Annotated in this window: 20 protein-coding genes; 16 read left to right on the top strand and 4 right to left on the bottom strand. The window is 72.8% G+C overall.

Annotation, left to right across the window (positions count from 1 at the left end):
- Positions 1-16: 16 nt before the first annotated feature.
- The 16 genes from acnA to CCO04_RS15410 all read left to right on the top strand — a co-directional run bounded on the left by acnA (position 17) and on the right by CCO04_RS15410 (position 20034).
- Positions 17-2764: an aconitate hydratase AcnA gene (gene acnA, locus CCO04_RS15485; RefSeq protein WP_215815045.1), complete on the top strand. Its 2748-nt coding sequence runs from the start codon at positions 17-19 to the stop codon at positions 2762-2764.
- Positions 2765-2853: 89 nt separating this feature from the next.
- A complete protein-coding gene (locus CCO04_RS15480; RefSeq protein WP_215815044.1) occupies positions 2854-3657 on the top strand; it encodes a nucleotidyltransferase domain-containing protein in 804 nt (267 codons plus the stop codon).
- A gap of 23 nt (positions 3658-3680) precedes the next feature.
- A complete protein-coding gene (locus CCO04_RS15475; RefSeq protein WP_215815043.1) occupies positions 3681-3980 on the top strand; it encodes a thiamine-binding protein in 300 nt (99 codons plus the stop codon).
- Positions 3977-4657: a DUF3105 domain-containing protein gene (locus CCO04_RS15470; protein WP_215815042.1), complete on the top strand. Its 681-nt coding sequence runs from the start codon at positions 3977-3979 to the stop codon at positions 4655-4657. The genes CCO04_RS15475 and CCO04_RS15470 overlap by 4 nt, the downstream gene beginning before the upstream one ends.
- A gap of 180 nt (positions 4658-4837) precedes the next feature.
- Positions 4838-6295, top strand: coding sequence for a dicarboxylate/amino acid:cation symporter (locus tag CCO04_RS15465; protein WP_215815041.1), 1458 nt, complete (start codon positions 4838-4840; stop codon positions 6293-6295).
- Positions 6292-7494 carry a fibronectin type III domain-containing protein gene (locus CCO04_RS15460; RefSeq protein WP_215815040.1) on the top strand — a complete coding sequence of 401 codons (1203 nt, stop codon included), beginning with the start codon at positions 6292-6294 and terminating at the stop codon, positions 7492-7494. Before CCO04_RS15465 ends, CCO04_RS15460 begins: the two co-directional genes overlap by 4 nt.
- Positions 7495-7548: 54 nt before the next feature.
- On the top strand, positions 7549-10371 hold the full coding sequence (locus CCO04_RS15455) for an Ig-like domain repeat protein (RefSeq protein ID WP_215815039.1): 2823 nt from the start codon (positions 7549-7551) through the stop codon (positions 10369-10371).
- A complete protein-coding gene (locus CCO04_RS15450; RefSeq protein ID WP_215815038.1) occupies positions 10368-11651 on the top strand; it encodes an aminotransferase class V-fold PLP-dependent enzyme in 1284 nt (427 codons plus the stop codon). Before CCO04_RS15455 ends, CCO04_RS15450 begins: the two co-directional genes overlap by 4 nt.
- 30 nt (positions 11652-11681) lie before the next feature.
- Positions 11682-12110 carry an NUDIX domain-containing protein gene (locus CCO04_RS15445; RefSeq protein ID WP_215815037.1) on the top strand — a complete coding sequence of 143 codons (429 nt, stop codon included), beginning with the start codon at positions 11682-11684 and terminating at the stop codon, positions 12108-12110.
- Entirely contained in the window at positions 12107-13057 is a 951-nt protein-coding gene (locus CCO04_RS15440; RefSeq protein WP_215815036.1) for an SMP-30/gluconolactonase/LRE family protein, read from the top strand. Before CCO04_RS15445 ends, CCO04_RS15440 begins: the two co-directional genes overlap by 4 nt.
- Before the next feature lie 25 nt (positions 13058-13082).
- Complete coding sequence (dxs, locus tag CCO04_RS15435) at positions 13083-14993, top strand: 1-deoxy-D-xylulose-5-phosphate synthase (RefSeq protein ID WP_215815035.1); 1911 nt, start codon at positions 13083-13085, stop codon at positions 14991-14993.
- A complete protein-coding gene (locus CCO04_RS15430; RefSeq protein ID WP_215815034.1) occupies positions 14980-16233 on the top strand; it encodes a peptidase MA family metallohydrolase in 1254 nt (417 codons plus the stop codon). Before dxs ends, CCO04_RS15430 begins: the two co-directional genes overlap by 14 nt.
- 54 nt (positions 16234-16287) lie before the next feature.
- A complete protein-coding gene (locus CCO04_RS15425; protein ID WP_215815033.1) occupies positions 16288-17787 on the top strand; it encodes an amino acid permease in 1500 nt (499 codons plus the stop codon).
- Positions 17784-18734, top strand: a complete 951-nt coding sequence (locus tag CCO04_RS15420; RefSeq protein WP_308281253.1) for a PAC2 family protein — start codon at positions 17784-17786, stop codon at positions 18732-18734. Before CCO04_RS15425 ends, CCO04_RS15420 begins: the two co-directional genes overlap by 4 nt.
- Positions 18731-19615 (top strand): acyl-CoA thioesterase II, encoded by an 885-nt coding sequence (locus tag CCO04_RS15415; protein WP_308220373.1) that lies wholly within the window; start codon positions 18731-18733, stop codon positions 19613-19615. Before CCO04_RS15420 ends, CCO04_RS15415 begins: the two co-directional genes overlap by 4 nt.
- Before the next feature lie 5 nt (positions 19616-19620).
- Positions 19621-20034 (top strand): hypothetical protein, encoded by a 414-nt coding sequence (locus CCO04_RS15410; RefSeq protein WP_215815032.1) that lies wholly within the window; start codon positions 19621-19623, stop codon positions 20032-20034.
- Here CCO04_RS15410 and CCO04_RS15405 read toward each other — a convergent pair whose 3' ends face one another.
- The 4 genes from CCO04_RS15405 to CCO04_RS15390 are packed head-to-tail and all read right to left on the bottom strand — an operon-like array spanning position 20035 to position 24270.
- Positions 20035-21144, bottom strand: coding sequence for a zinc-binding dehydrogenase (locus CCO04_RS15405; protein WP_215815031.1), 1110 nt, complete (start codon positions 21142-21144; stop codon positions 20035-20037).
- The gene (locus tag CCO04_RS15400; protein WP_215815030.1) at positions 21141-22376 is read right to left on the bottom strand and encodes an aminotransferase class III-fold pyridoxal phosphate-dependent enzyme; all 1236 of its coding nucleotides are present in this window, start codon (positions 22374-22376) and stop codon (positions 21141-21143) included. Before CCO04_RS15400 ends, CCO04_RS15405 begins: the two co-directional genes overlap by 4 nt.
- Entirely contained in the window at positions 22373-23389 is a 1017-nt protein-coding gene (locus CCO04_RS15395) for a transketolase family protein (RefSeq protein WP_252373387.1), read from the bottom strand. Before CCO04_RS15395 ends, CCO04_RS15400 begins: the two co-directional genes overlap by 4 nt.
- A gap of 5 nt (positions 23390-23394) precedes the next feature.
- A complete protein-coding gene (locus tag CCO04_RS15390) occupies positions 23395-24270 on the bottom strand; it encodes a transketolase (protein ID WP_215815028.1) in 876 nt (291 codons plus the stop codon).

Here is a 24270-nt window from a genome sequence, read left to right as displayed (position 1 = left end):
CGAGGACGGAGACGCGATGGCCAGCAAGAACAGCTTCGGCGCCAAGAGCACCCTGGACGTGGACGGCAAGTCCTACGAGATCTTCCGCCTCGACGCGGTCAAGGGAGAGGGCCTCGACGTCGAGAGCCTGCCCTTCTCGCTGAAGGTGCTGCTCGAGAACCTGCTCCGCACCGAGGACGGCGCGGACATCACGGCCGAGGACATCAAGGCCCTCGCCGGCTGGGACGAGAACGCCCAGCCCGACAAGGAGATCCAGTTCACGCCGGCCCGCGTGATCATGCAGGACTTCACCGGCGTCCCCTGCGTCGTCGACCTCGCCACCATGCGTGAGGCGATGGCCGACCTCGGCGGCGACGCCACCAAGATCAACCCGCTCGCGCCCGCCGAGATGGTCATCGACCACTCGGTGATGGCCGACGTCTTCGGCACCCCCGAGGCGTTCCAGCGCAACGTCGAGATCGAGTACGAGCGCAACCGCGAGCGCTACCAGTTCCTGCGCTGGGGCCAGGGCGCCTTCGACGACTTCAAGGTCGTCCCCCCGGGCACCGGCATCGTCCACCAGGTCAACATCGAGCACCTCGCCCGCACCGTCTTCACCCGCGAGGTCGACGGCGAGCTGCTGGCCTACCCCGACACCTGCGTCGGCACCGACTCGCACACCACCATGGTCAACGGCATCGGCGTCGTCGGCTGGGGCGTGGGCGGCATCGAGGCCGAGGCCGCGATGCTCGGCCAGCCGGTCTCCATGCTCATCCCGCGCGTGGTCGGCTTCAAGCTCTCGGGCGAGCTGCCCGCCGGCTCGACCGCGACCGACCTCGTGCTCACCATCACCGAGATGGTCCGCAAGCACGGTGTGGTCGGCAAGTTCGTCGAGTTCTACGGTCCCGGTGTCGCGGCGCTGCCGCTGGCCAACCGCGCCACCATCGGCAACATGTCGCCGGAGTTCGGCTCCACGATCGCGGTCTTCCCGATCGACGACGAGACCACGACGTACCTGCGCCTGACCGGTCGCTCCGAGGAGCAGATCGCGCTCGTCGAGAAGTACGCCAAGGAGCAGGGCCTCTGGCTCGACCCGGCCGCCGAGCCGCGCTACTCCGAGAAGCTCGAGCTCGACCTCGCGACCGTCGTCCCCTCGATCGCCGGCCCCAAGCGCCCGCAGGACCGGGTCCAGGTCACCGACGCCAAGACGTCGTGGCGCGAGTCCGTCCTCGACTACGTCGCCAACGGCGACGCCGACGAGGCCGGCAAGGAGTCCTTCCCGGCCTCCGACGCCCCGGCGACCACGGTCGGCCGCCCGTCGCACCCGGTCGAGGTCACCCTCGAGGACGGCACGACGTTCACGCTGGACCACGGTGCGGTGACGATCGCCTCGATCACCTCCTGCACCAACACGTCCAACCCGTCGGTCATGATCGGCGCCGCGCTGCTGGCCAAGAAGGCCGTCGAGAAGGGCCTGACCCGCAAGCCGTGGGTCAAGACCACCCTCGCGCCCGGCTCGCAGGTCGTCAGCGACTACTACGACAAGGCCGGCCTCACGCCGTACCTCGACAAGCTGGGGTTCAACCTCGTCGGCTACGGCTGTGTCACCTGCATCGGCAACTCGGGCCCGCTCATCCCCGAGGTCTCCGCCGCGGTCAACGAGCACGACCTCGCCGTCGTCTCGGTGCTCTCGGGCAACCGGAACTTCGAGGGCCGGATCAGCCCCGACATCAAGATGAACTACCTGGCCTCCCCGCCGCTGGTCGTCGCGTACGCGCTGGCCGGCTCGATGGACGTCGACCTGTTCAACGACCCGCTGGGCACCGACGCCGACGGCAACGCGGTCTACCTCAAGGACATCTGGCCGACCCCGGCCGAGGTGGAGTCGACGATCGCCGGCGCGATCAACTCCGACATGTTCGCCTCGTCCTACGCCGACGTCTTCAAGGGCGACGAGCGCTGGCGCTCGCTGCCCACCCCGGAGGGCAACACCTTCACGTGGGACGAGGCGTCGACGTACGTCCGCAAGGCGCCCTACTTCGACGGCATGCCCGACGAGCCGGCCCCGGTCACCGACATCTCCGGTGCCCGCGTCCTGCTCAAGCTCGGCGACTCGGTCACCACCGACCACATCTCGCCGGCCGGCTCGATCAAGGCCGACTCGCCCGCGGGCAAGTACCTCACCGAGAACGGCGTCACCCCGCGCGACTTCAACTCCTACGGCTCGCGCCGGGGCAACCACGAGGTCATGATCCGCGGCACCTTCGCCAACATCCGCCTGCGCAACCAGATCGCGCCCGGCACCGAGGGTGGCTTCACCCGCGACTTCACCGTCGCGGACGGCCCGGTCACCACCGTCTACGACGCCTCCGTCAACTACCAGGCCGCCGGCATCCCGCTCGTCGTCCTGGCCGGCAAGGAGTACGGCTCCGGCTCCTCGCGCGACTGGGCCGCCAAGGGCACCTCGCTCCTGGGCGTCAAGGCCGTCATCGCCGAGTCGTACGAGCGCATCCACCGCTCGAACCTGATCGGCATGGGCGTCATCCCGCTGCAGTTCCCGGCCGGCCAGAGCGCCGCGTCGCTCGGCCTGACCGGCGAGGAGACCTTCTCCTTCTCGGGCATCACCGAGCTCAACGAGGGCACCACGCCCTCGACCGTGAAGGTCACCACCGACACGGGCGTGGAGTTCGACGCGGTCGTCCGCATCGACACCCCCGGTGAGGCGAACTACTACCGCAACGGCGGCATCATGCAGTACGTCCTGCGCAACCTGCTGCGCGGCTGACCTGCTCGCACCACCTGCTCGAACCCGACGGCCCGTTCCTCCTGAAAAGGAGGGGCGGGCCGTTCGGCCTCTGCCGTACGGTGCCGCGCATGCGCACGATCCCGGACACCTTCGACCCCGCCGCCGTCGCCGCGATCGACGCGCGCCTCGCGGGCGTGGCCGCGGAGCACGGCGTCCGCGTCCCGTGGGCGATCGAGAGCGGCAGCCGGGCCTGGGGCTTCGCCTCGCCGGACAGCGACTACGACTGCCGCTTCCTGTTCGTGCGGCCGGTCTCGGCGTACCTGGCACTGTGGCCGGCCCGCGACGTGATCGAGACGCCGCTCGACGCCGTCCTCGACGTCAACGGCTGGGACCTGGCCAAGGCCGTGCGGCTAGCGACCGCGGGCAACGCGACCGTCGGCGAGTGGCTCCGCTCGCCTCTCGTGTACGACGGCGACTCGGCCTTCCGTGACGACCTCCTTGCCCTCGTGGCCGACGTCGCCGACCCGGCCGCCGTACGCCGGCACTACGCCCACGTCGCCCGCGCCCAGTGGGACCACGCGGTCGACGGCGACGACGTCCGGCTCAAGCGCGTGTTCTACGCCGTGCGGCCCGCGCTGACGCTGCGCTGGCTCGACGAGCACACCGGGGTGCCGCCGATGGCGCTCGACGCGCTGCTCGCCGAGGTCGGCGTACCGGCGGAGGTGGGGGAGGAGCTGGCCGCGCTGCGCGACCTCAAGGCGCGGACCCGCGAGATCGGCACGGCGGCGGTGCCGCGGGCGATCGCGGCGTGGGTGCGCGATGTGCTCGCGGGCGAGGAGGACGGTGTCGGGCCGCCTGATCCGGCGCGGCGGGAGCGGGCGGAGGCGGGGTTCCGGGCGCTGCTCGAGCGGTGGGCGCCCGACGCCGGCTGAGCCCGTCTGGCTAGCGTGGGCGCATGATCGTCGCGTTCAGCATCAGCCCCTCCGCCGCCGACGACACCGGCGGCGTCTCCGAGGCGGTGGCCGCCGCCGTCCGGATCGTGCGGGAGTCGGGGCTGCCCAACGAGACCAACGCGATGTTCACCAACATCGAGGGGGAGTGGGACGAGGTGATGGCGGTCGTCAAGGGCGCCGTCGACGCCGTGGCCGCGGTCTCGCCGCGGGTGGGGCTGGTGCTCAAGGCCGACATCCGGCCCGGGTTCGAGGGCGAGATGACGGCGAAGGTGGAGCGCGTCGAGAGGGCGCTGGGGGAGTGAGCGAGCCGCTCTTCCCGCCGCCGCCCTACCCGCCGCCGCCCTTCTACCCGCCGCCCGCACCCCCGCCCCCGGTACGCCGCAACCGCACCCTCCCCGTCGTCCTGGCCCTGGTGGCCGCGGTCGTGCTCGTGGGCGCCGCCGTGCTGGTCCCGGTCCTGCTGACCCGCGACGGGGACGACGACGTGCCCGCGGCGGTCGCGTCCGGGGACGACCTCTCCGCCGTCCGCACGTACGACGGCCTCACGTTCCAGCACCTGAGCGCCGGCGCGGAGCACGACTACCCGCAGTCGCCGCCGGTCGGCGGGGACCACGCGCCGGTCTGGATCGAGTGCGGTGTGTACGACGAGCCGCTCCCCGAGGTCAACGCGGTCCACGACCTGGAGCACGGCACCACCTGGATCACCTACCGTCCCGACGAGGTCGGTGCCGACGGCGTGCGGGCGCTCGCCGGGCTGCTGCCGGCCAACGGCCTGCTCTCGCCGTACCCGGACCAGGAGGCGCCGGTCGTGATCACGGTCTGGGGGCGCCAGCTCGCGCTCACCGGGCCGGACGACCCGCGGCTGCCCCTCTTCGTCCAGCAGTACGGCGCGGGGGACACCGCGCCCGAGCCGTTCGCCTCGTGCAACGGCGGTGCCGACCCGGCCGACCTCGCGCCGCCCGGCGGCCCCGTCGTCTAGGACGCCACCCAGGACCTACGCCCCGATAGGCGGAACCGATCAGCCATCCCGGAATCCGGGATGGCTGTTCGCATTTCGGGCGATTTGGCACGGAGCACCCCTCGCGACCCCCTAGGCTTTAAGTCGATCAAATTAATCAACAAAAGAGGCGAACGGGTGCGCCGCTGAGGGAGGAACACGATGGGCGGGTACGACGTCGCCGCGCTGCTGGTGACGCTGGGACTGTTCGCAGGGATCTACGTGCTGGGCCGGGTGAAGGTGAACTTCAGCCTGCTCACCATCGGCGCACTGGCGCTCGGTGTGGGGGTCGGCGTGGTCTTCGAGGGCCACCTCGACTACGTCGAGCCGGTGGGCAAGGTCTACCTGAACCTGCTGCTCGCGATCGTGGCCCCGCTGATCATGGTCTCGATCCTCTCCAGCATCACCTCGCTCGGCACCACGGCGCAGCTGCGCACGATCGGGGCGCGCTCGGTGGGCTGGCTGCTCGGGCTCAACGCGCTGGCCGTGCTGCTGACGCTGGGGCTGGCGCTGGAGCTGGGGCTCGGGAAGGGCGCGGACATCACGCTCGGCGAGACGAACACCTCGGCGCTGGAGAACATCAAGAAGCCGTTCACCGAGGTCTTCATCGACTTCTTCCCGACGAACATCGTCGGCGACATCGCCGAGACCAACGTCATCCCGATCATCCTGTTCAGCGTCCTGCTGGCCGTGGCCTATGCGCTCGTCGCGGAGAAGAAGCCGGCCACCGTGGCGCCGTTCAAGGGCTTCATCGACGCCCTGCGCGAGATCATCTACCGCGCGGTCGGCTTCGTGATCGCCCTGACGCCGTACGCCGTCCTGTCCCTCACGTCCGTCGCGACCGCCCGGGCCGCGGGCCAGTGGTCGCAGATGGTCTCGCTGCTCGGGGTGCTCGGGCTGGCCTGGTTCGCCTGCTTCTTCCACGCCTACGTCATCAACGGCGTGCTGCTGCGGGTGTTCGGCGACGTCAACCCGCTGCGGTTCTTCCGCAAGATGCTGCCCGCCCAGCTGACCGCGTTCACCACGCAGAGCAGCGCCGGGACGCTGCCGGTCACCACGCGGCTGCTGCGCGAGCGGATCGGCGTCCCCTCGGACATCGCCGGCTTCACCGCGCCGCTCGGCACGACCATCGGGATGCCCGGCTGCGCCGGGGTGTGGCCGATCCTGCTGGCCGTCTTCGGCGTCAACGCGCTCGGCATCTCGTGGGGCATCCAGGACTACGTCGTCCTGGTCCTGCTGGGCGTCATCGTCTCCGTCGGTACGGCGGGCGTGCCCGGCACCGCCACGATCACCGCGACCACGGTGCTCACGGCCGCGGGCCTCCCGCTCGAGCTGGTCGCGATCACGCTGCCGGTGAGCATGGTCGCCGACATGGCGCGCACGCTCGACAACGTCACCTCGGCGGCCGTCGCGGCCACCATCGTCGCCCGGCAGGAGGGCCGCCTCGACGACGCCGTCTTCGACGGGCTGCTCGTGCCCGGCGACCTCGCGGAGGACCTCCCCGACGAGCTCTCCGACGACTTCACCTTCTCGGACCCGGGTGTCCCGATCGGCGCCTGCGCGCTGCCGGGCGCCACGACCACCACCCCTCTCCCCACCCCCCAAGGAGCGAACGCATGACCGTCCGGCGATCCCACCGGATCCTCTCCCTGCTGCCCGCCGCGGTGATCGCGGCGACCCTGGCCGTCTCGTTCGGACCGGCGCCCGCCGCGCACGCCGACGGCTGGGTCGACGGCGGCGACGAGTTCCCCTGCCTCGACGACGTGACCTGCCTGTGGATCCAGGACTGCGAGCTCGACGAGAACCAGCACCCGATCTACCCCAACCGCAACGGCCGGACGTCGTACCCGGCGGGCAGCTACAGCTACAAGGGCGACAAGCCCACGACGCCCAAGCCCACCCCGACGCCCACGCCGACGCCCACGCCGACCACCCCGAAGCCCGGCTCCAAGCCGACCAAGCCCGGCACCGGCGGCACCGGCGGCTCCGGATCGGGCACCGGCGGCACGACCGACCCGCTCAGCCCGACCCCGTCGGGCGGTGCCACCGAGCAGGTCGCGGCCGGTGCGCCGAGCGCCCTCGCCGCCCCGACGCTCACGGTCGAGGGCAAGACGGTCACGGTGTCCTGGGCGGCCTCGCCGAACGCCGAGATCGAGCAGGTCACCGGCTACCTGATCCGGTTCACCGGCCAGGAGGCGGTCGAGACCGACGCCGGCACGCTGGAGTACGTCTTCAAGAACGTCGAGCCCGGCAGCTACCGCGCTGCCGTGTGGGCGCGCAACGCGGCGGGCGAGTCGGCCGGCTCCCCGCCCTCCGAGCCGGTCGTCGTCGGGGTGGACCCGACGACGGTCCAGGGCACGGTCACGGTGACCGGGGACCTCGCACCCGGTGCCACGGTCACCGTGACCGGCACCGGCTTCGCGCCGCGGATCGAGGGCTACGCGCTCGAGCTGCACTCCGACCCGGTCCCGCTGGGCGAGGTGAAGACCGACGACAACGGCGGGTTCAGCGCGGACGTCGTCGTCCCGGCCAGTGTCGTCGCCGGCGACCACCAGCTCGTCGTGCTCTTCGGGGGCACCGAGGTGGCGACCAGCCCGGTCACCGTCACCGCCGCCGGGGCTCCGGCCGGCGAGGAGGCCGCGGCCGACGTCGCGCACACGAGTGACGAGGCCGCGCCGATCCCGGACCACGCCGGGCTGCTCATCCTCGGGGCGCTGGCTGCCGCCGGCGCGCTGTCCCTGGTCTGGCGCGTCGCCCGCGGCCGCCGCCGCCCGCGCGGCCCGCTGGCCGCGCACAAGGTGGTGCCGCACGTCTCCTGACCAGCCCGCCCCCCGCAACCCCGACGTGACACGACACGAAAGCGAAGCAACCCGATGAACCACCGCACCCTCCTGCGGCGTACCGCCGCGGCCGGCACCGTCGCCGCCCTCGCGGTCACCCCGCTGCTGAGCGGCCCGAGCGCCGCCACCGCGGCGCCGGCCCCGGCGCACGCCGCCCACGCCGCGGCGCCGGCCACCTATCCCGCGCCCACCCACGGCGCCACCGTCGACTGGTTCGACGCCAAGTACCCGGCCCTCGCCAAGGGGAGCGTCTTCGAGACGGTCACCTTCGAGCGCTTCGAGTACCTGCTCAAGAAGAACACCGGCAAGTGGGCGTTCGTGATCGGCGGCCCCGAGGACCCCTACCTCCAGCAGACGATCGGCCACATCGAGAAGGTCGCCGAGGCCGAGGGCATCGAGAAGATCTACAACTTCGACCCGAAGCTCGACGGTGAGGCGCTCAGCGTCTTCGACCTCACCGGCTACGACCTCGACAGCGCCGACAACGCGGGCAAGGACCAGTTCCTCGACCTCGGCGAGCGGCTCGTCAGCAGCTACCTCGGCAAGGACGCCGAGACGCCGTTCGCGCTGGCCAACGACGCCGGGAAGCCCGATCGCCGCGTGGCGCCCGAGCACCCCTACCTCTTCGTGTACGACGCCGCGGGCGGCGACAACGCCCGGATCGTCGACGCGCTGGTGACCCCGCCGGCCGACCTGTCGAGCCCGGCCGCCGTCACGGCGTACGAGAACGACGTCAAGCGGGTCCTCACCTCCGCGCCGCTCGACGTCGACACCCAGTGGGACTTCCTCAGCACCGAGCACAACCGGCGCCACTACGAGCGCTACGTCAAGAACGCCGACCCGGCGGTGGAGACGGCCAACCGCAAGCGGTTCGGCGGCGACGTGTTCAAGGCCGACGAGGACCTGACCAACGGCGACGAGGAGGACTTCCGCGTCGAGAGCATCACCTACCCGGAGCTGCTCAACATCCTCGACAGCGACGGCGAGTTCCTCGTCCTCTTCGGCGGGACCTGGTGCCACAACACCGCCGCGGTCATCAAGCAGACCGCCGAGTACGCGCGCCAGTACGGCATCAAGAAGGTCTACAACTTCGACTTCTCGCTCGACTCGACCGGCAACGGCGGCTCGCTCGACAAGCACATCCGCGACAACTCGTTCCGCACCGTCGGCGGGGTCTCGCGCAAGACCCGCCCGGCGTACCTCTACGGGCGGATCCTCGAGAGGCTCGCGAACGCCAAGACCCAGTACAAGGTCCTCGCCGACGAGCCGGGCACCCAGAGCACCAGCCCGGTCAAGTACGACGTGAACGGCCAGGAGAAGCTCGCCCGCAAGATCCAGGTCGGCCACCTCCTGTCCTACGACAAGGACGCCACCGCCGGCGGCCAGCCCGCGCCGGTGCTCGACCAGGCGATCCGCACCGACTGGACCAACCCCGACGGCAACGCCTTCGCCGGCAACGTCGAGTACATGACCGAGGTGTGGTTCACCCAGGGCAAGGACGCCACCTACGACGGCGCCGACCCGGACAAGCTCCGCGGCAACGTCAACGTCAGCACCGAGGTCGGCCAGAACGCGCTGCAGAACCAGCGCAACTTCGCCAAGGAGGCCATCGACCAGATCCGCGACGTGATCGCTGGTGTCGCCGGCGGCTACCCGAGCTCGGTCGCCGTCACCGGCGCCCCGGCGTCGGTCTCGGTCGAGAACCCGGGCAACCTGACCGGGCAGGTCAGCGTGGAGAGCGCCTTCACCGGCTTCTTCTCCGACCGTACGGCGGGCGCCACGCTCGCCCCGCTGACCGGCAGCCGCACGCTGGGCGGCTCCGTCCAGGTGCTGCTCGACGGCACCAAGATCGGGGAGGCCGACGTGCGTCCGGACCGGACCGCCGCGCTCGACGTACCGCTGCCCACGCTGACCGCGGGCGACCACACCCTCCGCTACGTGTACGGCGGCGGCGCGGGCGGCCGGGTCCTCACCTCGTCGACCGAGCAGACCCTCAAGGTCGTCGCGAAGACCTCGACCACCACGCTCGGCGCGGCCCCGACGCTGACCTTCGGCAAGAGCGGCACCATCACCGCGACCGTCTCGGCCGGCGCCACCGGCGAGGTCAGCCTCGCGGGTCTGCCCGGCGGTGCGCTCACCGCGCAGGTCCAGGGCGGCACGGCCACCTTCACCGTGCCGGGCACCGTCCCGGCGGGCAGCTACCAGCTGACCGCGACCTACGCCGGCGACGGGACCTACGCGTCCTCCACCTCCACGCCGGTCGCGCTGACGGTCGGCAAGGCGCTCACCATCAGCAGCGCGGCCTCGGTCACCACGCCCTACGGCAAGGGCGGCACCATCAAGGTCACCGTCGCCAGCCCCGGCGGCGTGGTCCCGACCGGCGCGGTCACGCTCACCGGCGTCGGCAGCGCGCAGACCCGGCAGCTCGACGGGGGCACGGCGACGTTCACGCTGCCGCGCACCCTCGGCGTCCAGCGCTACTCGGCCAAGCTGACCTACGACGGCGGCGCGGACCGCAACGGCTCGCAGACCCAGGTCTCCTACACCGTGACCTCGATCGCCCCGTCCAAGGTCGCGCTCGCGGTGACCAAGAAGCCGACCTCCAAGAAGGCCGGCGCGGCCAAGGTCACCGTGACGGTCCCCGCAGGCCTCGCGGCGGCCACCGGACCGGTCACCGTCACCCTCAAGAAGGGCGCCTCGACCAAGACGGTCAAGGGCACCCTGGCCAAGGGCGTCGTCACCGTCGCGCTGCCCAAGCTCAAGAAGGGCACCTGGAAGGTCAGCGTGAAGTACGCGGGCAGCACGACCTACCAGGCGGCGGCCTCCGCCACGACGTCGCTCAAGGTCACCAAGTGACCCTGGCGACCCAGGCCGTCCGGCCGCTCCTGCCGCTCGTCGGCGCGGACCTCCGGGTCCCGCTGGTGACCGGCGGGAGCGCGCCGTACGCCAACCTCGACGTCGCGGCCAGCGCCCCGGCGCTGGCCGCGGTCGCCGACCGGGTGGCGCAGCTGCTGCCGTACTACTCCAGCGTCCACCGCGGCGCGGGGCACGGCTCGGCGGTCAGCACGGCGGCCCTCGACGCCGCACGCCGTACGGTCGCCCGGTTCGTCGGGGCGCGCCCCGACGACGTGGTGCAGGTGGTCCGGCACACCACGGACGCCTTCAACCTGCTGGCCTCGGCCGTCCCCGGGGACGTCGTCACCCTCGACGTCGAGCACCACGCCAACCTCCTCCCGTGGGCCCGGGGACGCCGGCGCACCGTCGCGGCAAGCAGCACGCTCGCCGCGACGGTGGCCGCGGTCGAGCGCGAGCTGGCCCGCGAGCCCGCCGCGCTGCTGGCCGTCACCGGCGCCTCCAACGTGACCGGTGAGCTGCTGCCGCTGGCCGAGCTCGTCGCGGTCGCGCACCGCCACGGCGCCCGGATCGCGGTCGACGGCGCCCAGCTCGTCCCGCACCGCCGGGTCGACGTGGCCGGGCTCGGCATCGACTACCTCGCGTTCTCCGGGCACAAGCTCTACGCGCCCTACGGCGCGGGCGCGCTGGTCGGGCGCCGCGACTGGCTGGAGGACGCGCCGCCGTACCTGGCGGGCGGGGGAGCGGTCCGCTCGGTCGCCCTCGACGCGGTCACCTGGGCCGACGTACCGGCGCGGCACGAGGCGGGCACGCCCAATGTCGTCGGCGCCGTCGCCCTGGCCGCCGCCTGCGAGGCGCTCGCCGCGCTGCCCGCTCACGAGCAGGCCGCGCACGAGGCGGCGCTGGGGGAGCGGCTGCGCGAGGGCCTGGCGGCACTGCCCGGCGTCCGGGTGCTCCGGCTGTGGGACGACGCGACCGACACGCTCGGTCTCGCGACGTTCACGCTGGCGGGGCACCCGGCCGAGCTCGTCGCGCAGTACCTCTCCGCCGAGCACGCCGTCGCCGTGCGCGCCGGCCGGTTCTGCGCGCACCCGCTGCTCGACCGGCTCAACGACGGCGGGACCGCCGTCCGGGCCAGCGTCGGGCTCGGCACGAGCAGCGCGGACGTCGACCGGCTGCTCGCCGCCCTCGACGAGCTGGTCACCACCGGCCCCCGCTGGACGTACGACGCCGCGCACCTCCCGGTCCCCGACCCGCGGCCGCTGCCCGGCTGGGCGGTGTGAGGCGGGTGCCGCACGGGCTACGGTGACCGGGTGCACGTCTTCGCCTCGGTCATCCTCGTCGACGAGCGTGGCTGGCTGCTCCTGCAGGAGCGCGACGAGCACCCGGTCATCTCTCCCGACTGCTGGAGCCTGGTCGGCGGCCACGTCGACCAGGGAGAGGACCCCGACGACGCGGCCTACCGCGAGCTCGCCGAGGAGACCGGTCTGCGGCTCGCACCGCCGGCCCTGCCGCTGTGGCGCCAGTACCCGGTGGTGCACCCCGCCTACGGCACCGACGACCTGATCCGGGTCTACGCCGCCGCCACCACGGCGACGGATGCCGACATCGTGCTCGGCGAGGGCCGGCAGATCGTCTTCGTCGAGCCCGCGACGCTCCCCGCGCTGCGGGTCGGCGAGGCGGCCGCCCGGATCCTGCCCGAGTTCCTCGCCTCCGACCGCTACCAGGAGCTGCTGCGATGACCGCACCCTTCACCGTGATCCCCGTCCCCGGACCGGGCGCCGAGGACGTCGTCGTGGCGACCTCCGGCCCCGACGCCGGCTGCGTGTTCACCGGCACCGAGGACGGCGCGATCTTCCGGATCAGTCCCGACGGCGCCACCGTCGACCGGGTCGCCCACACCGGCGGCCGGCCGCTCGGCATCGAGTTCGCCCCCGACGGGCGGCTGCTCGTGTGCGACGCCCAGCGCGGGCTGCTCTGGGCCGACCCGGCCACCGGGGCGATCGAGCAGATCACCGACCGCGTCGACGGCACGCCCATGCGCTTCTGCAACAACGCGGCCATCGCCGCGGACGGCACGATCTGGTGGTCGGACTCCTCGACGCGCTACGGCATCGCGCAGTGGAAGGACGACTTCGTCCAGCACACCCGCACCGGCCGGCTGCTGCGCCGCGACCCCGACGGCACCGTCACCACCGTGCTCGACGGGCTCGCCTTCGCCAACGGCGTCGCGCTCTCCGCGGCCGAGGACTACGTCTGCGTGGCCGAGACCGGGGCCCGTACCGTCGTGCGGCACTGGATCAGCGGACCCGACCAGGGGACCCGCGACCTGCTGTGCACCGACCTGCCCGGCTATCCCGACAACATCGCGCGCGGCTCCGACGGCCTGATCTGGATCAGCATCGCCAGCCCCACCGACCCGCTCGTCGAGCGGCTCCACACCGCGCCGCTGGGCCTGCGCAAGCTGGTCACCAAGGTGCCCGAGGCGCTCCAGCCCAAGCCGAAGCAGACCGTGCGCGCCGTCGCGTACGACGACCAGGGGCGCCGGGTCCACGACATCGACGTGCGCCCGGCAGAGCACGGGACGTCGTACCACATGGTGACGGGGGTGCGGGAGCACGACGGCAGCCTGTGGCTCGGCAGCCTGCACGAGCCCGCGGTGGCCCGGGTCGACCTTTCCCGCCTTTGAACCCCGACGCCCTAGAATCGAACCCATGCCTGTCCTCGACACGATCACCGGACCGCGCGACCTGCGGACCCTCAGCGAGGACGAGCTCACCCAGCTCGCGGCCGAGATCCGCGACCTGCTGATCCGCACGGTGGCCACCAACACCGGTCACCTGGGCCCCAACCTGGGCGTCGTCGAGCTCACCCTCGCCATGCACCGGGTGTTCGACTCCCCGCGCGACAAGATCGTCTTCGACACCGGCCACCAGTCCTACGTGCACAAGCTCGTGACCGGGCGCGCCGAGTCCTTCGGCACGCTGCGCCGCGAGGGCGGCCTCAGCGGCTACCCCAGCCAGGCCGAGTCCGAGCACGACCTGGTCGAGAACTCCCACGCCTCCACCGCGCTGAGCTATGCCGACGGCCTGGCCAAGGCCTACGCCGTGCGCGGCGAGGACCGCCACGTGGTCGCCGTGATCGGCGACGGCGCGCTCACCGGCGGCATGGCCTGGGAGGCGCTCAACAACATCGCGATCCAGCACGACTCCAAGCTCGTGATCGTGGTCAACGACAACGGCCGCTCCTACACCCCGACCATCGGCGGCCTGGCGACCGCGCTCACCGCGCTGCGCACCAACCCGCGCTACGAGCACCTGCTCGACGTGGTCAAGCGCCGGCTCAACGCGGTCCCCGGCGTCGGCGCGGCGGCCTACGACGCGCTGCACGCCATGAAGAAGGGCCTCAAGGACGCGCTCGCGCCCCAGGGCCTCTTCGAGGACCTCGGCCTCAAGTACGTCGGCCCCGTCGACGGCCACGACCGCGCCGCGATGGAGCAGGCGCTGGGCCAGGCCAAGCGCTTCGGCGGCCCGGTCATCGTGCATGCCATCACCCGCAAGGGCTTCGGCTACGACCCGGCCGAGCGGCACGAGGCCGACCAGTTCCACGCGCCCGGCCCCTTCGACGTCCAGACGGGCGCCGAGAAGCCCAAGGGCCTGATCTGGACCGACCACTTCGCCGAGCACGTCGTCGCGATCGGCGAGCGGCGTCCCGACGTCGTGGCGATCACCGCGGCGATGATGCACCCGGTCGGTCTCGACAAGTTCCAGGCCCGGTTCCCCGAGCGCACCTTCGACGTCGGCATCGCCGAGCAGCACGCCGCCACCTCGGCCGCGGGCCTGGCGATGGGCGGGCTGCACCCGGTGTTCGCGGTCTACGCGACCTTCCTCAACCGCGCCTTCGACCAGGTGCTGATGGACGTCGCCCTCCACAAGTGCGGCGTCACCTTCGTGCTCGACCGCTCCGGCGTGACCGGCGACGACGGCGCCAGCCACAACGGCATGTGGGACATGTCGCTGCTCCAGGTCGTCCCCGGGCTGCGCCTGGCCGCGCCCCGCGACGTCCCCCGGATGCGCGAGCTCCTCGACGAGGCCGTCGAGGTCGCCGACGCCCCGACCGTCGTCCGCTTCCCCAAGGGCCCGCCGCCGGCCGACATCGAGGCCGTCGGCAAGGCCGGCGGGTGCGACGTCCTGGTCCGCGACGGCGCCCGTGACGTGCTCGTCGTCGCCGTGGGCTCCATGGCCGAGATCGCCGTCGACGTCGCCCAGCGCCTGGTCGCCCAGGGCGTGGGCGTCACCGTCGTCGACCCGCGCTGGGTCAAGCCGGTCGACCCCGCGCTCGTCGACCTGGCTCGCACCCACCGCCGCGTGGTCACCATCGAGGACAACGGCGTCGTGGGCGGCGTGGGCGCCGTCCTGCTCCAGACGCTGGCCGAGGCGGGCGTGCGCACGCCGGTCAAGCTCCACGGCATCCCGCAGGAGTTCCTCGACCACGCCAAGCGCGCCGCCATCCTCGAGCGGATCGGCCTCACGCCGTCCGCGATCGCCCTCGACATCCTCCACGACATCAGCGCCGAGCCCGCACCGGAAGGCCGGGCGCTGCACGATGTGGATGGTCCGCGCTAGGGCGCGATCCCTCGTCGCGGTCCTCGCGCTGGCGCTGCTCCCGCTGGCTGCCTGCTCCGACGACCCGCCGCCGCCGACCTACTCCGGAGCGGCGTACGAGGACGTCGCCGCCCAGATGCAGGCGACCCTCAAGGTCCGCGCCGCCGGGCTGCGCCGCCACGACGTGGCCCGCTTCCGGCGCAGCCTCGACCGCTCGGACGCCACGCTGGTCGGTGACCAGCAGGTCTACTTCGACAACATCGAGCAGCTGCCCGTCGGCAAGCTCCGCTACCTCGTCGACGACGCCACGATCACGCCCGTCGAGGGCACCGGCGACTACTCGGCCGAGGTGACGCTCGTCCTGCGTCTCGACGGGTACGACGCGGTCCCTGCCCGCACCCGCGGCCGGTTCCGGTTCACGCCGTCGAGCGACGGCCAGGGTCTCGTCGTGGCCGCGACCACCGACCGCCAGTGGGCGACCGACCACCCCGGCAACGCCCAGCCCTGGGACCTCGGCCCGATCCGGGTCGAGCAGGCCGTGGGCGTGCTCGGGATCTTCGACGACGACACGGTCGCCGACGCCCGCGAGGTGCTCGACGCGGCCAGCGCCGGGCGCTACGACGTGCGCAGCGTGGTCGCCGCCGACGACTCGCCGGTGAGCAGCGGCGTCGTGGTCTACGCCGTGCGCGACGCCGCCTTCCTGCGCGGCCTGGCCGGGCAGACCGTCGGCGACCCCGACCGCGCCGACGGGCTCACCATCGCCGTGCCGGCCGACTCCCACGACCCGGCGCGCGGGGTGGCGTCGTACCGGGTCTACCTCAACCCGCGCGTCCTCACCCAGCAGCCGGCCGTGCTCGGTCGGCTGGTGCGCCACGAGCTCACCCACGCCACGCTGGGCGAGCGCGCCCGCGGCGTCCCGCTGTGGCTCAACGAGGGCGTCGCCGAGTACGTCTCGGTCCGCCCGATGGCCCCCGACCGCCGCCGGCTCCCCGCCGCCGCGCTCCGGGTCGGCGCCGCGGCCACCGACCTGCCCGGCGCCGCCCAGTTCTCGGGCCCCGACGCCGAGGCCTGGTACGCCGTGTCGTGGTGGGTGTGCGAGTACATCGCCAGCGTCTACGGCGAGCAGACCCTCTTCGCGCTCCTCGACCGGTTCCGCGACGGCGCGGACCAGGACGAGGTCGTCACCGGCCTGCTGGGCGTCACCAGCGCCCAGCTCGTCCAGCGCGGGGTCGCGCTCATGACCACGACCTACCGCGGCTGACCTCCCGCCCGACGGTCCCGGCTGAGACGCCCGGATCGGGGTAACGTCGCCGCCGTGAGCCTGTTCCGCACCAAGTCCGTCGAGCAGTCGATCGCCGACACCGACGAGCCCGGCCACCGGCTGCGCAAGGACCTCTCCGCGCTCGACCTGACGGTCTTCGGCGTCGGCGTGATCATCGGCGCCGGCATCTTCGTGCTCACCGGCACCGTCGCGGCCAGCAACGCCGGCCCGGCGCTCGCCCTGAGCTTCGTCATCGCCGCCGTCGCCTGCGGCCTCGCCGCGCTCTGCTACGCCGAGCTCGCCTCGACCGTGCCGGTCGCGGGCAGCGCCTACACGTTCAGCTACGCCACGCTCGGCGAGCTGGTCGCCTGGATCATCGGCTGGGACCTGGTGCTCGAGTTCACCGTCGGCGCCGCAGCGCTCTCGACGGGCTTCTCGGCGTACCTCCAAGAGGTGCTGAGCATCGTCGACGTCACGCTGCCCACCCAGATCAGCTCGGCGGCGACCGGCGTGGTCGACCTGCCCGCGATGGTGATCGCGCTGCTGGTCACCTTCCTGCTGGTGCGCGGCACGAAGTTCTCCAGCCGGATCAACCAGGTCGTCGTCGCGCTCAAGCTCGTCGTGGTCGCCGCGGTCATCGTGGTCGGCATCGCGCACATCAAGCTCAGCAACTGGACGCCGTTCATCCCCGACGCCCAGCCCGCCCCGCAGTCCGAGGGCGGCTTCGCCGACGTCCCGCTCATCACCAGCCTGCTCGGCCTGGAGCCGGCGGTCTTCGGCATCGCCGGGGTCATCTCGGGCGCGGCCATCGTGTTCTTCGCCTTCATCGGCTTCGACATCGTCGCCACCACGGCCGAGGAGACCAAGAACCCCCAGCGCGACGTGCCCATCGGCATCCTCGGCTCGCTGGCGATCGTCACCGTGCTCTACGCCGCGGTCAGCCTCGTCGTCACCGGCGTGCGCTCCTACCAGGACATCGACCCCAACAGCGCCGCGCCGCTCGCCGACGCCTTCAAGGCCGCCGGCGTGAGCTGGATGCCCGACCTCATCTCGATCGGCGCGTGCATCGGGCTGGTCGTGGTCGCGATGATCCTCATGCTCGGCCAGACCCGGGTCGCCTTCGCGATGGCCCGCGACGGACTGCTCCCGCGGCCGCTGGCCAAGGTGCACCCGACCTACGGCTCGCCCTACCGGATCACCATCGTGACCGGCATCGGCGTGGCCGCGCTGGCCGGCTTCGTCGACCTCAGCACGCTGGCCCACCTGGTCAACATCGGCACGCTCTTCGCGTTCATGCTGGTGAGCATCGGCGTGGTCGTCCTGCGTCGGTCCCGCCCGGACCTCCCGCGCGGCTTCCGGACGCCGTTCGCGCCGCTCGTGGCCGCCGTCTCGACGCTGATGTGCTTCTACCTGATGCTCAACCTGACCGGCGACACGTGGATCCGGTTCCTGGCCTGGATGGCGATCGGCGTCGTCGTCTACTTCCTCTACGGACGCCGGCACAGCCGCCTCGGCGCCGCGGAGAAGGAGCGGGGGAATAGTCTTTCCGCGTGACCTCATCGACCCGCCTCGTCCACATCGTCGACGAGGTGCCCGAGCTCGAGGGTGTCGAGACGCTGCCGATGATCGTCGCGCTCGAGGGATTCCTCGACGCGGGCAACGCCGGCGCGCTCGCCTGCCGGCACCTGGTCCGCACCGGTGCGGCCTCGCCCGAGGGCGGCGGCGTCGTGGTCGCGACCTTCGACGTCGACGAGCTGCACGACTACCGGGCCCGCCGGCCCCCGCTCACGTTCGCGCGCGACCACTACGAGGGCTACGAGGCCCCGCGGCTCGTCGTACGGATGCTGCGGGACGCGGGCGGCTCGCCGTACCTGCTGCTGCACGGGCCGGAGCCCGACATCCGCTGGGAGGCGTTCTGCCGCGCGGTGCGCGCGGTGATCGAGCGCTTCGGCGTGACGCTGGTCGTCTCGATGGGATCCGTGCCGATGGCCGTGCCGCACACCCGGCCCATCGCGATCACCCACCACGCCAACAACCCCGACCTGATCACCGGCACCAGCCCGTGGCGCGGTGAGCTCCGCGTGCCCAGCAGCGTCCAGGCGCTGCTCGAGGTCCGGCTGGGGGAGTGGGGCCACGACGCCCAGGGCTTCGTCGCCCACGTGCCGCACTACCTGGCCCAGCTCGACTACCCGCGCGCCTCGCTCTCGCTGCTGGAGCAGGTCGAGCTCGCCGCCCGGCTGACCATCGACCTGACCGAGGTCCGCGAGCTCGCCGACGACCGCGAGGACGAGATCACCCGCTACCTCTCCGCCAACGACGAGGTCGCCGACGTCGTCACCGCGCTGGAGCAGCAGTACGACACCTTCGCCCGCGCCGAGGAAGAGGGCAGCAGCCTCCTCGCCGAGGATGAGCCGCTGCCCACCGGAGAAGAGATCGGCCGCCAGTTCGAGCAGTTCCTGGCCGGGCTCGAGGGCCCCGACGAGACCGGAGGCACCCCGTGACAGACCTGGGTGAGAAGCGCGAGATGGGCGAGGCCACGCGCAAGCTGGTCTCGCTGCTCGACCTGGAGCAGCTCGACACCGACCTGTTCCGCGGCCAGCAGCCCGAGACCATCCGGCAGCGCGTCTACGGCGGCCAGGTCGCCGCCCAGGCCCTCATCGCCGCCACCCGCACGGTCGACGACGGCATGCACGTCCACTCGCTGCACTCGTACTTCCTGCTGCCCGGCGACTACACGGTCCCGATCATCTACGACGTCGAGCGCATCCGCGACGGCCGCTCGTTCGCCACCCGCCGGGTCCTCGCCCGCCAGCACGGCCGGCCGATCTACTACCAGTCGCTCAACTTCCAGCGCGCCGAGGAGGGCCTGGAGCACCAGGACCTCATGCCCGACGTCAAGCCGCCCGACGAGGGTCTCAATCTCATGCAGCTCATGGCCGACCGCGGCACCGACGACGGCCTCAGCAAGGAGTGGGCCGCCCTCGACGTGCGCTGGCTCGGCAGCTCGGCCTACGGCCTCGACGCCCTCGACGCCTCCCGCCCCTCCCAGGCCCGCGCCTGGATCCGCGTCGACGGCCGGCTCAGCGACGACCCGATCGAGCACCTCGCCACGTTCACCTACGCCAGCGACGTCTCCATCCTCGGCGCCGCGCTCGCCGCCCACCCGAAGCACACCCCCGACAAGGTCCAGATGGCCTCGCTCGACCACACCATCTGGTTCCACCGGCCCTTCCGCGCCGACGAGTGGTGGCTCTACGACCAGTGGTCGCCGTCCGCCTCGGGTGGGCGCGGGCTCGCGCTGGGCAGGGTGTTCACCCAGGACGGGACGCTCGTCGCGACCGTCGCCCAGGAGGGGCTGATCCGGCCCACCCGCCGGGACTGACCGTGGTGCCGGACGCAGCCGTCCCCGACGAGGTCGGCGACCTGGTCGCCGCGGTGCTGCGGGACTTCCCGCGCGAGGTCGCGGCCGCCTGGCGCTTCGCGCGGGTGGTGCCGGACCGTGGGCCGGACGCCGACGGCGCCGCCTGGATCTGCATCTCCTCCGAGTCGGACCTCGACGGCGACGCCCGGATCTGGCTGGCCGGCGACGACTCCGAGTCCCGGCAGCACCTCCTGCTCCGCCTGGCCGACCAGCTCCAGGACGAGCTCGTCGAGTCGTCGGCCGGCTGGGGCCGGCCGCTCCCGCCCTGCGACCTGCACCCCCACCACCCGCTGCAGGCCGGTCTGGTCGACGACGCCGCCGTCTGGTGCTGCCCGGCGACGGGTGCCGCGCGCTTCCCCGTCGGCGCCTCGGCGCCCTAGTCAGTCGAGCACGACGACCTGCCGGACCGTCGTACCGTCGGCGAGGAGGTCCATCGCCTCGTTGATCCGGTCCAGGCCGATCCGCGACGAGATCAGCCGGTCCACCGGCAGGATGCCGTCGCGCCACATCTGCGCGTAGCGGGGGATGTCGCGCGCGGGGACGGCCGAGCCGAGGTAGCTGCCGACGACGGTGCGGGCCTCCGCGGTGACGGTCAGCGGCGAGATCGCCGCGCGGGCGGTGGGGGAGGGCAGCCCGACGGTGACGGTCGTGCCGCCGGGGGCGGTCGCCGCGAAGGCCGTCTCGAAGGCGCTGGGGTGACCCGCGCACTCGATGACGTACGGCGCCCGGACGCCGCGCTCGACCAGCTCGTCCGGCGTCCAGGCCTCGGTGGCGCCGAGGTCCCGGGCCTGGTCCAGCTTGGCGGCGACGGTGTCCACCGCGACGATCCGCCGGACCCCCAGCGCCCGGGCGGCCAGGACCGCCGCCATGCCGACCCCGCCCAGGCCGACCACGACGACGGGATCCGCCGGGGCCGGCCGGGCGACATTGAGGACCGCGCCGCCGCCGGTGAGGACGGCGCACCCGAGCACCGCTGCCACGTCGGGCGGGATGTCGGCGTCCACGGGGACGGCCGAGGCGCGGTCGATCACCGCGTGGGTGGCGAAGCCCGAGACGCCGAGGTGGTGCTGGACCGTCTCGCCGCCGGGGCGGCTGAGGCGCCGGGACCCGTGCAGCAGCGCACCGGCGTTGTTGGCGGCGGTACCTGCCGGGCAGGGCATGCGACCGCCCTGCCCGCAGGCCTCGCACTGCTCGCAGCGGGGCAGGAACGACATCACCACGCGCCGGCCCGGCGCGACGTCGGTGACCGCGGCACCCGTGCGGACGACGATGCCGGCCGCCTCGTGGCCGAGCAGCATCGGCGTGGGGCGGACCCGGTTGCCGTCGACCACGCTGAGGTCCGAGTGGCACACGCCCGCCGCCTCGACCTTGACGAGGAGCTCGGTCGGGCCGGGCTCCCCGAGCTCCAGCTCGGCCACGGTGATCGGCCGCGAGATGGCGTACGGCCGGGGCCGGCCGATCTCCTCGAGCACCGCGCCGGTGATCCTCATCGGCGGGCCAGGGCCGCGAACGCGCCGTCGGTGCGGTCGAGCGCCTCGTCGATGTCGGCGTCGGTGTGGGCGGCCCCGAGGAACCAGTTGTGGTACGGGTGCACGTAGACCCCGCGCGCGCCCGCCTCGTCCGTCCAGGCCCGGGTCAGCGTGAAGTCGTCGTCCCCGGCGAACCGGAGCAGCGGCATCTGCACCGGACCCGACTGGACCACCGCGAACCCGTGGGCTGCCGCCTGCCGGTCGAGCCCCGCGCGCAGCCGGCTGCCCGCGCGCTCGATCCGGGCCAGCGCGTCGGTCTCGCGGAGCTCGGTGATGGTCGCGACCGCCGCGGCCATCGAGACGGCCGAGAACCAGAACGACCCGGTCGCATAGATCCCCTGAGCGGCGTCGCGCAGGGCGTCGGTGCCGGTGACCGCGGCGAGGGCGTAGCCGTTGGCGATGGCCTTGGACCACGCCGACAGGTCCGGCCGTACGCCGAGCGGCTCCCAGCTCCCGGCGAGGTCCAGGCGGAACCCGCAGCGGACGTCGTCGAGGACCAGCGCCGCCCCGGTCCGGTCGCACAGCTCCCGCACGCCGCGGGCGAACGCCGGGTCGGCGAGCTCCTGGTCGCGGCCCACGTCGTGGCGGAACGGGCACACGATCACCGCCGCCAGGTCGTCGCCGGCGCGGTCCGCGGCGGCCTGCACCGAGGCGAGGTCGTTGTACTCGAAGTAGTCCAGGTGCGCGCGGTCCTCGGGCGTGACCCCGGCGGTCCCGGGCGTGCACCAGGGGATCGCGCCGTGGTACGCCCCGTGGGCGACCAGCACCTTGCGGCGGCCGGTCGCCGCACGCGCGATCGTCAGGCACGCCGTCGTGGCGTCGGTGCCGTTCTTTGCCAGCAGCGCCCAGTCCGCGTGCGCGACGGTGTCGACCAGCAGCTCGGCCAGCTCCACCATGACCGGAGGCGTCCCGTTGAGGCAGTCGCCGCGGGCGGCCTGGTCGGCGACCGCCCGCTGCACCGCCGGGTGCTGGTGCCCGAGCACGATCGGCCCCCACCCGCACATGAAGTCCAGGTAGGTGGTGCCGTCGGCATCGGTGACCCGGCTGCCGTTCCCGCCCGCCATGTACTGCGGCAGCGTGGCGGAGAACCCGCTGACGTTCATGTGGCCGTAGCCGCCGCCGGGGATCACCAGGCGCGCCCGCGCGGCCAGTCCGGCCTCCCGGGCCGCGGTCACGGTGGTCGCGGCGCTCATCCGAGGAGCTCCCGGGCGACCGCCGCGATCCCGCGGGCGTCCAGGCGGTAGGCGGCGTACAGCGCGGCCGGGGGACCGACCGGCACGTACTCGTCGGGCACGCCGTGCTTGCGGAACCGCACAGGCGGAGCGCCGCCGGCGAAGAGCGCCTCGGCGACCGCAGTGCCCAGGCCGTTGGTGGTGTTGTGCTCCTCGACGGTGAGGACGGCGCCCGTCTCGCGCGCCGCGGCGAGCACCTCGTCGACGTCGAGCGGCGCGATCGTGTGCATGTCCACGACGCGGGTGCTGATGCCCTCGCCGGCGAGCTCGGCCGCCGCATCCAGCGCGGGGTGCACCTCGCTGCCGGTCGCGATGATCGTGAGGTCCGTGCCGTCCTGGAGGCGGACGGCCTTGCCCAGGGTGATGTCGGGGACGTCGGCGTACACCTCGGGGTCGCGCCCGCGGCCGAGCCGGATGTACATCGCCCCGGGGTGGTCGGCAGCCGCCCGCAGCACTGCGCGCAGGTGGTTGGCGTCGGTGGCGCACACGACCGTCAGCTCGGCGAAGGTCCGCAGGATGCCGAGGTCCTCCAGGGCGTGGTGGCTGGTGCCGTAGAAGCCCATCGACATGCCGGAGTGGTGCCCGACGATGCGCACGGGCATCCGCGGGTAGGCGCAGTCGGTGCGGATCTGCTCGGCGCACAGCAGCGCGGAGAACGAGGCGAACGTCGCCGCGAACGGCACGTAGCCGCACGACGCGATGCCGGCCGCGGTGGTGATCATCCCCTTCTCGGCGATGCCGAGGTTGAAGAAGCGCTCCGGGTGCCGCGCGCTGAAGTCGGTGGCGCGGTTGGCGCTGGCGAGGTCCGCGGTCAGTACGACGATCCGCGGGTCGTGGTCGGCGAGGTCGGCGAGCTCCTCGCCGAAGACGAACGCCGGGATCGAGCTGACGTCGCTCCCGTCGAAGGAGCCCTCCTCCCGCAGCTCGGTCGCCCCGCCGCCGAAGATCTCGGCCTGGTCCTGGAAGGTGGTCATCTCGCTCACTTCGCTGCCTCCATCGGCTGCAGGCCGGCCTGCAGCTCCGCGATCACGTCGTCGTAGTCGGCGCCGACGAGGTTGCCGACGTGCCAGTCCGGGTTGAACTCCATGAGCCGCACCCCGCGGCCCTTGACCGTGTCGGCCACGATCACCTGCGGCGGTCCGTCCGGATCGTCCGGCAGGGCGTCGAAGACGTCGAGCACGGCGTCGAGGTCGTGGCCGTCGACCCGGTGGGTCTGCCAGCCGAAGGCGGCGAACCGGTCCTCGACGGGCTCGACGCTCATCACGTCGTCGGTGAAGCCGTCGATGCAGAGCTGGTTGCGGTCCACGATCGCCACGAGCCGGCCGAGCCGGTAGTGCCCGGCGGCGTTGGCGGCCTCCCAGACCTGGCCCTCGTGCAGCTCGCCGTCGCCGAGCATGCAGAACGTGCGGTACGGGCGCTCGCCGATGCGGGCGCCCAGCGCCATGCCGACCGCGATCGAGAGCCCGTGCCCGAGCGAGCCGGAGCTGAAGTCGATGCCGGCGACCTTCTTCATGTCCGGGTGGTCGCCGAACGGGCTGCCGAGCCGGGTGTAGGTGTCGAGGTCCGAGGGCGGGAAGAAGCCCAGGTCGGCCAGCACCGGGTACAGCCCGATCGCCGCGTGCCCCTTGCTCAGCACGAAGCGGTCGCGGTCGGGCCAGGCCGGCTCGTCGGGCCGCAGGTCGAGCACCGCGTAGTACAGCGCGGCGAACAGCTCGGCGGCCGAGAACGACGAGGTGTAGTGGCCGGCCCCGGCGACCCGGGACAGGCGCACGGTCTCGAGCCGGACGAACCGGGCGCGTTCGGTGAGGCGGTCGAGCGCGGCCTGCCGCTCGGGGGTGTCCTTCGGCGGGATCAT

Origin of the sequence: Pimelobacter sp. 30-1 (genome assembly GCF_018831735.1) — a bacterium.
Lineage (GTDB): Bacteria > Actinomycetota > Actinomycetes > Propionibacteriales > Nocardioidaceae > Nocardioides.
The sequence above is the reverse complement of the archived record's forward strand: the minus strand, read 5'-3'. Positions and strand labels throughout refer to the sequence as shown.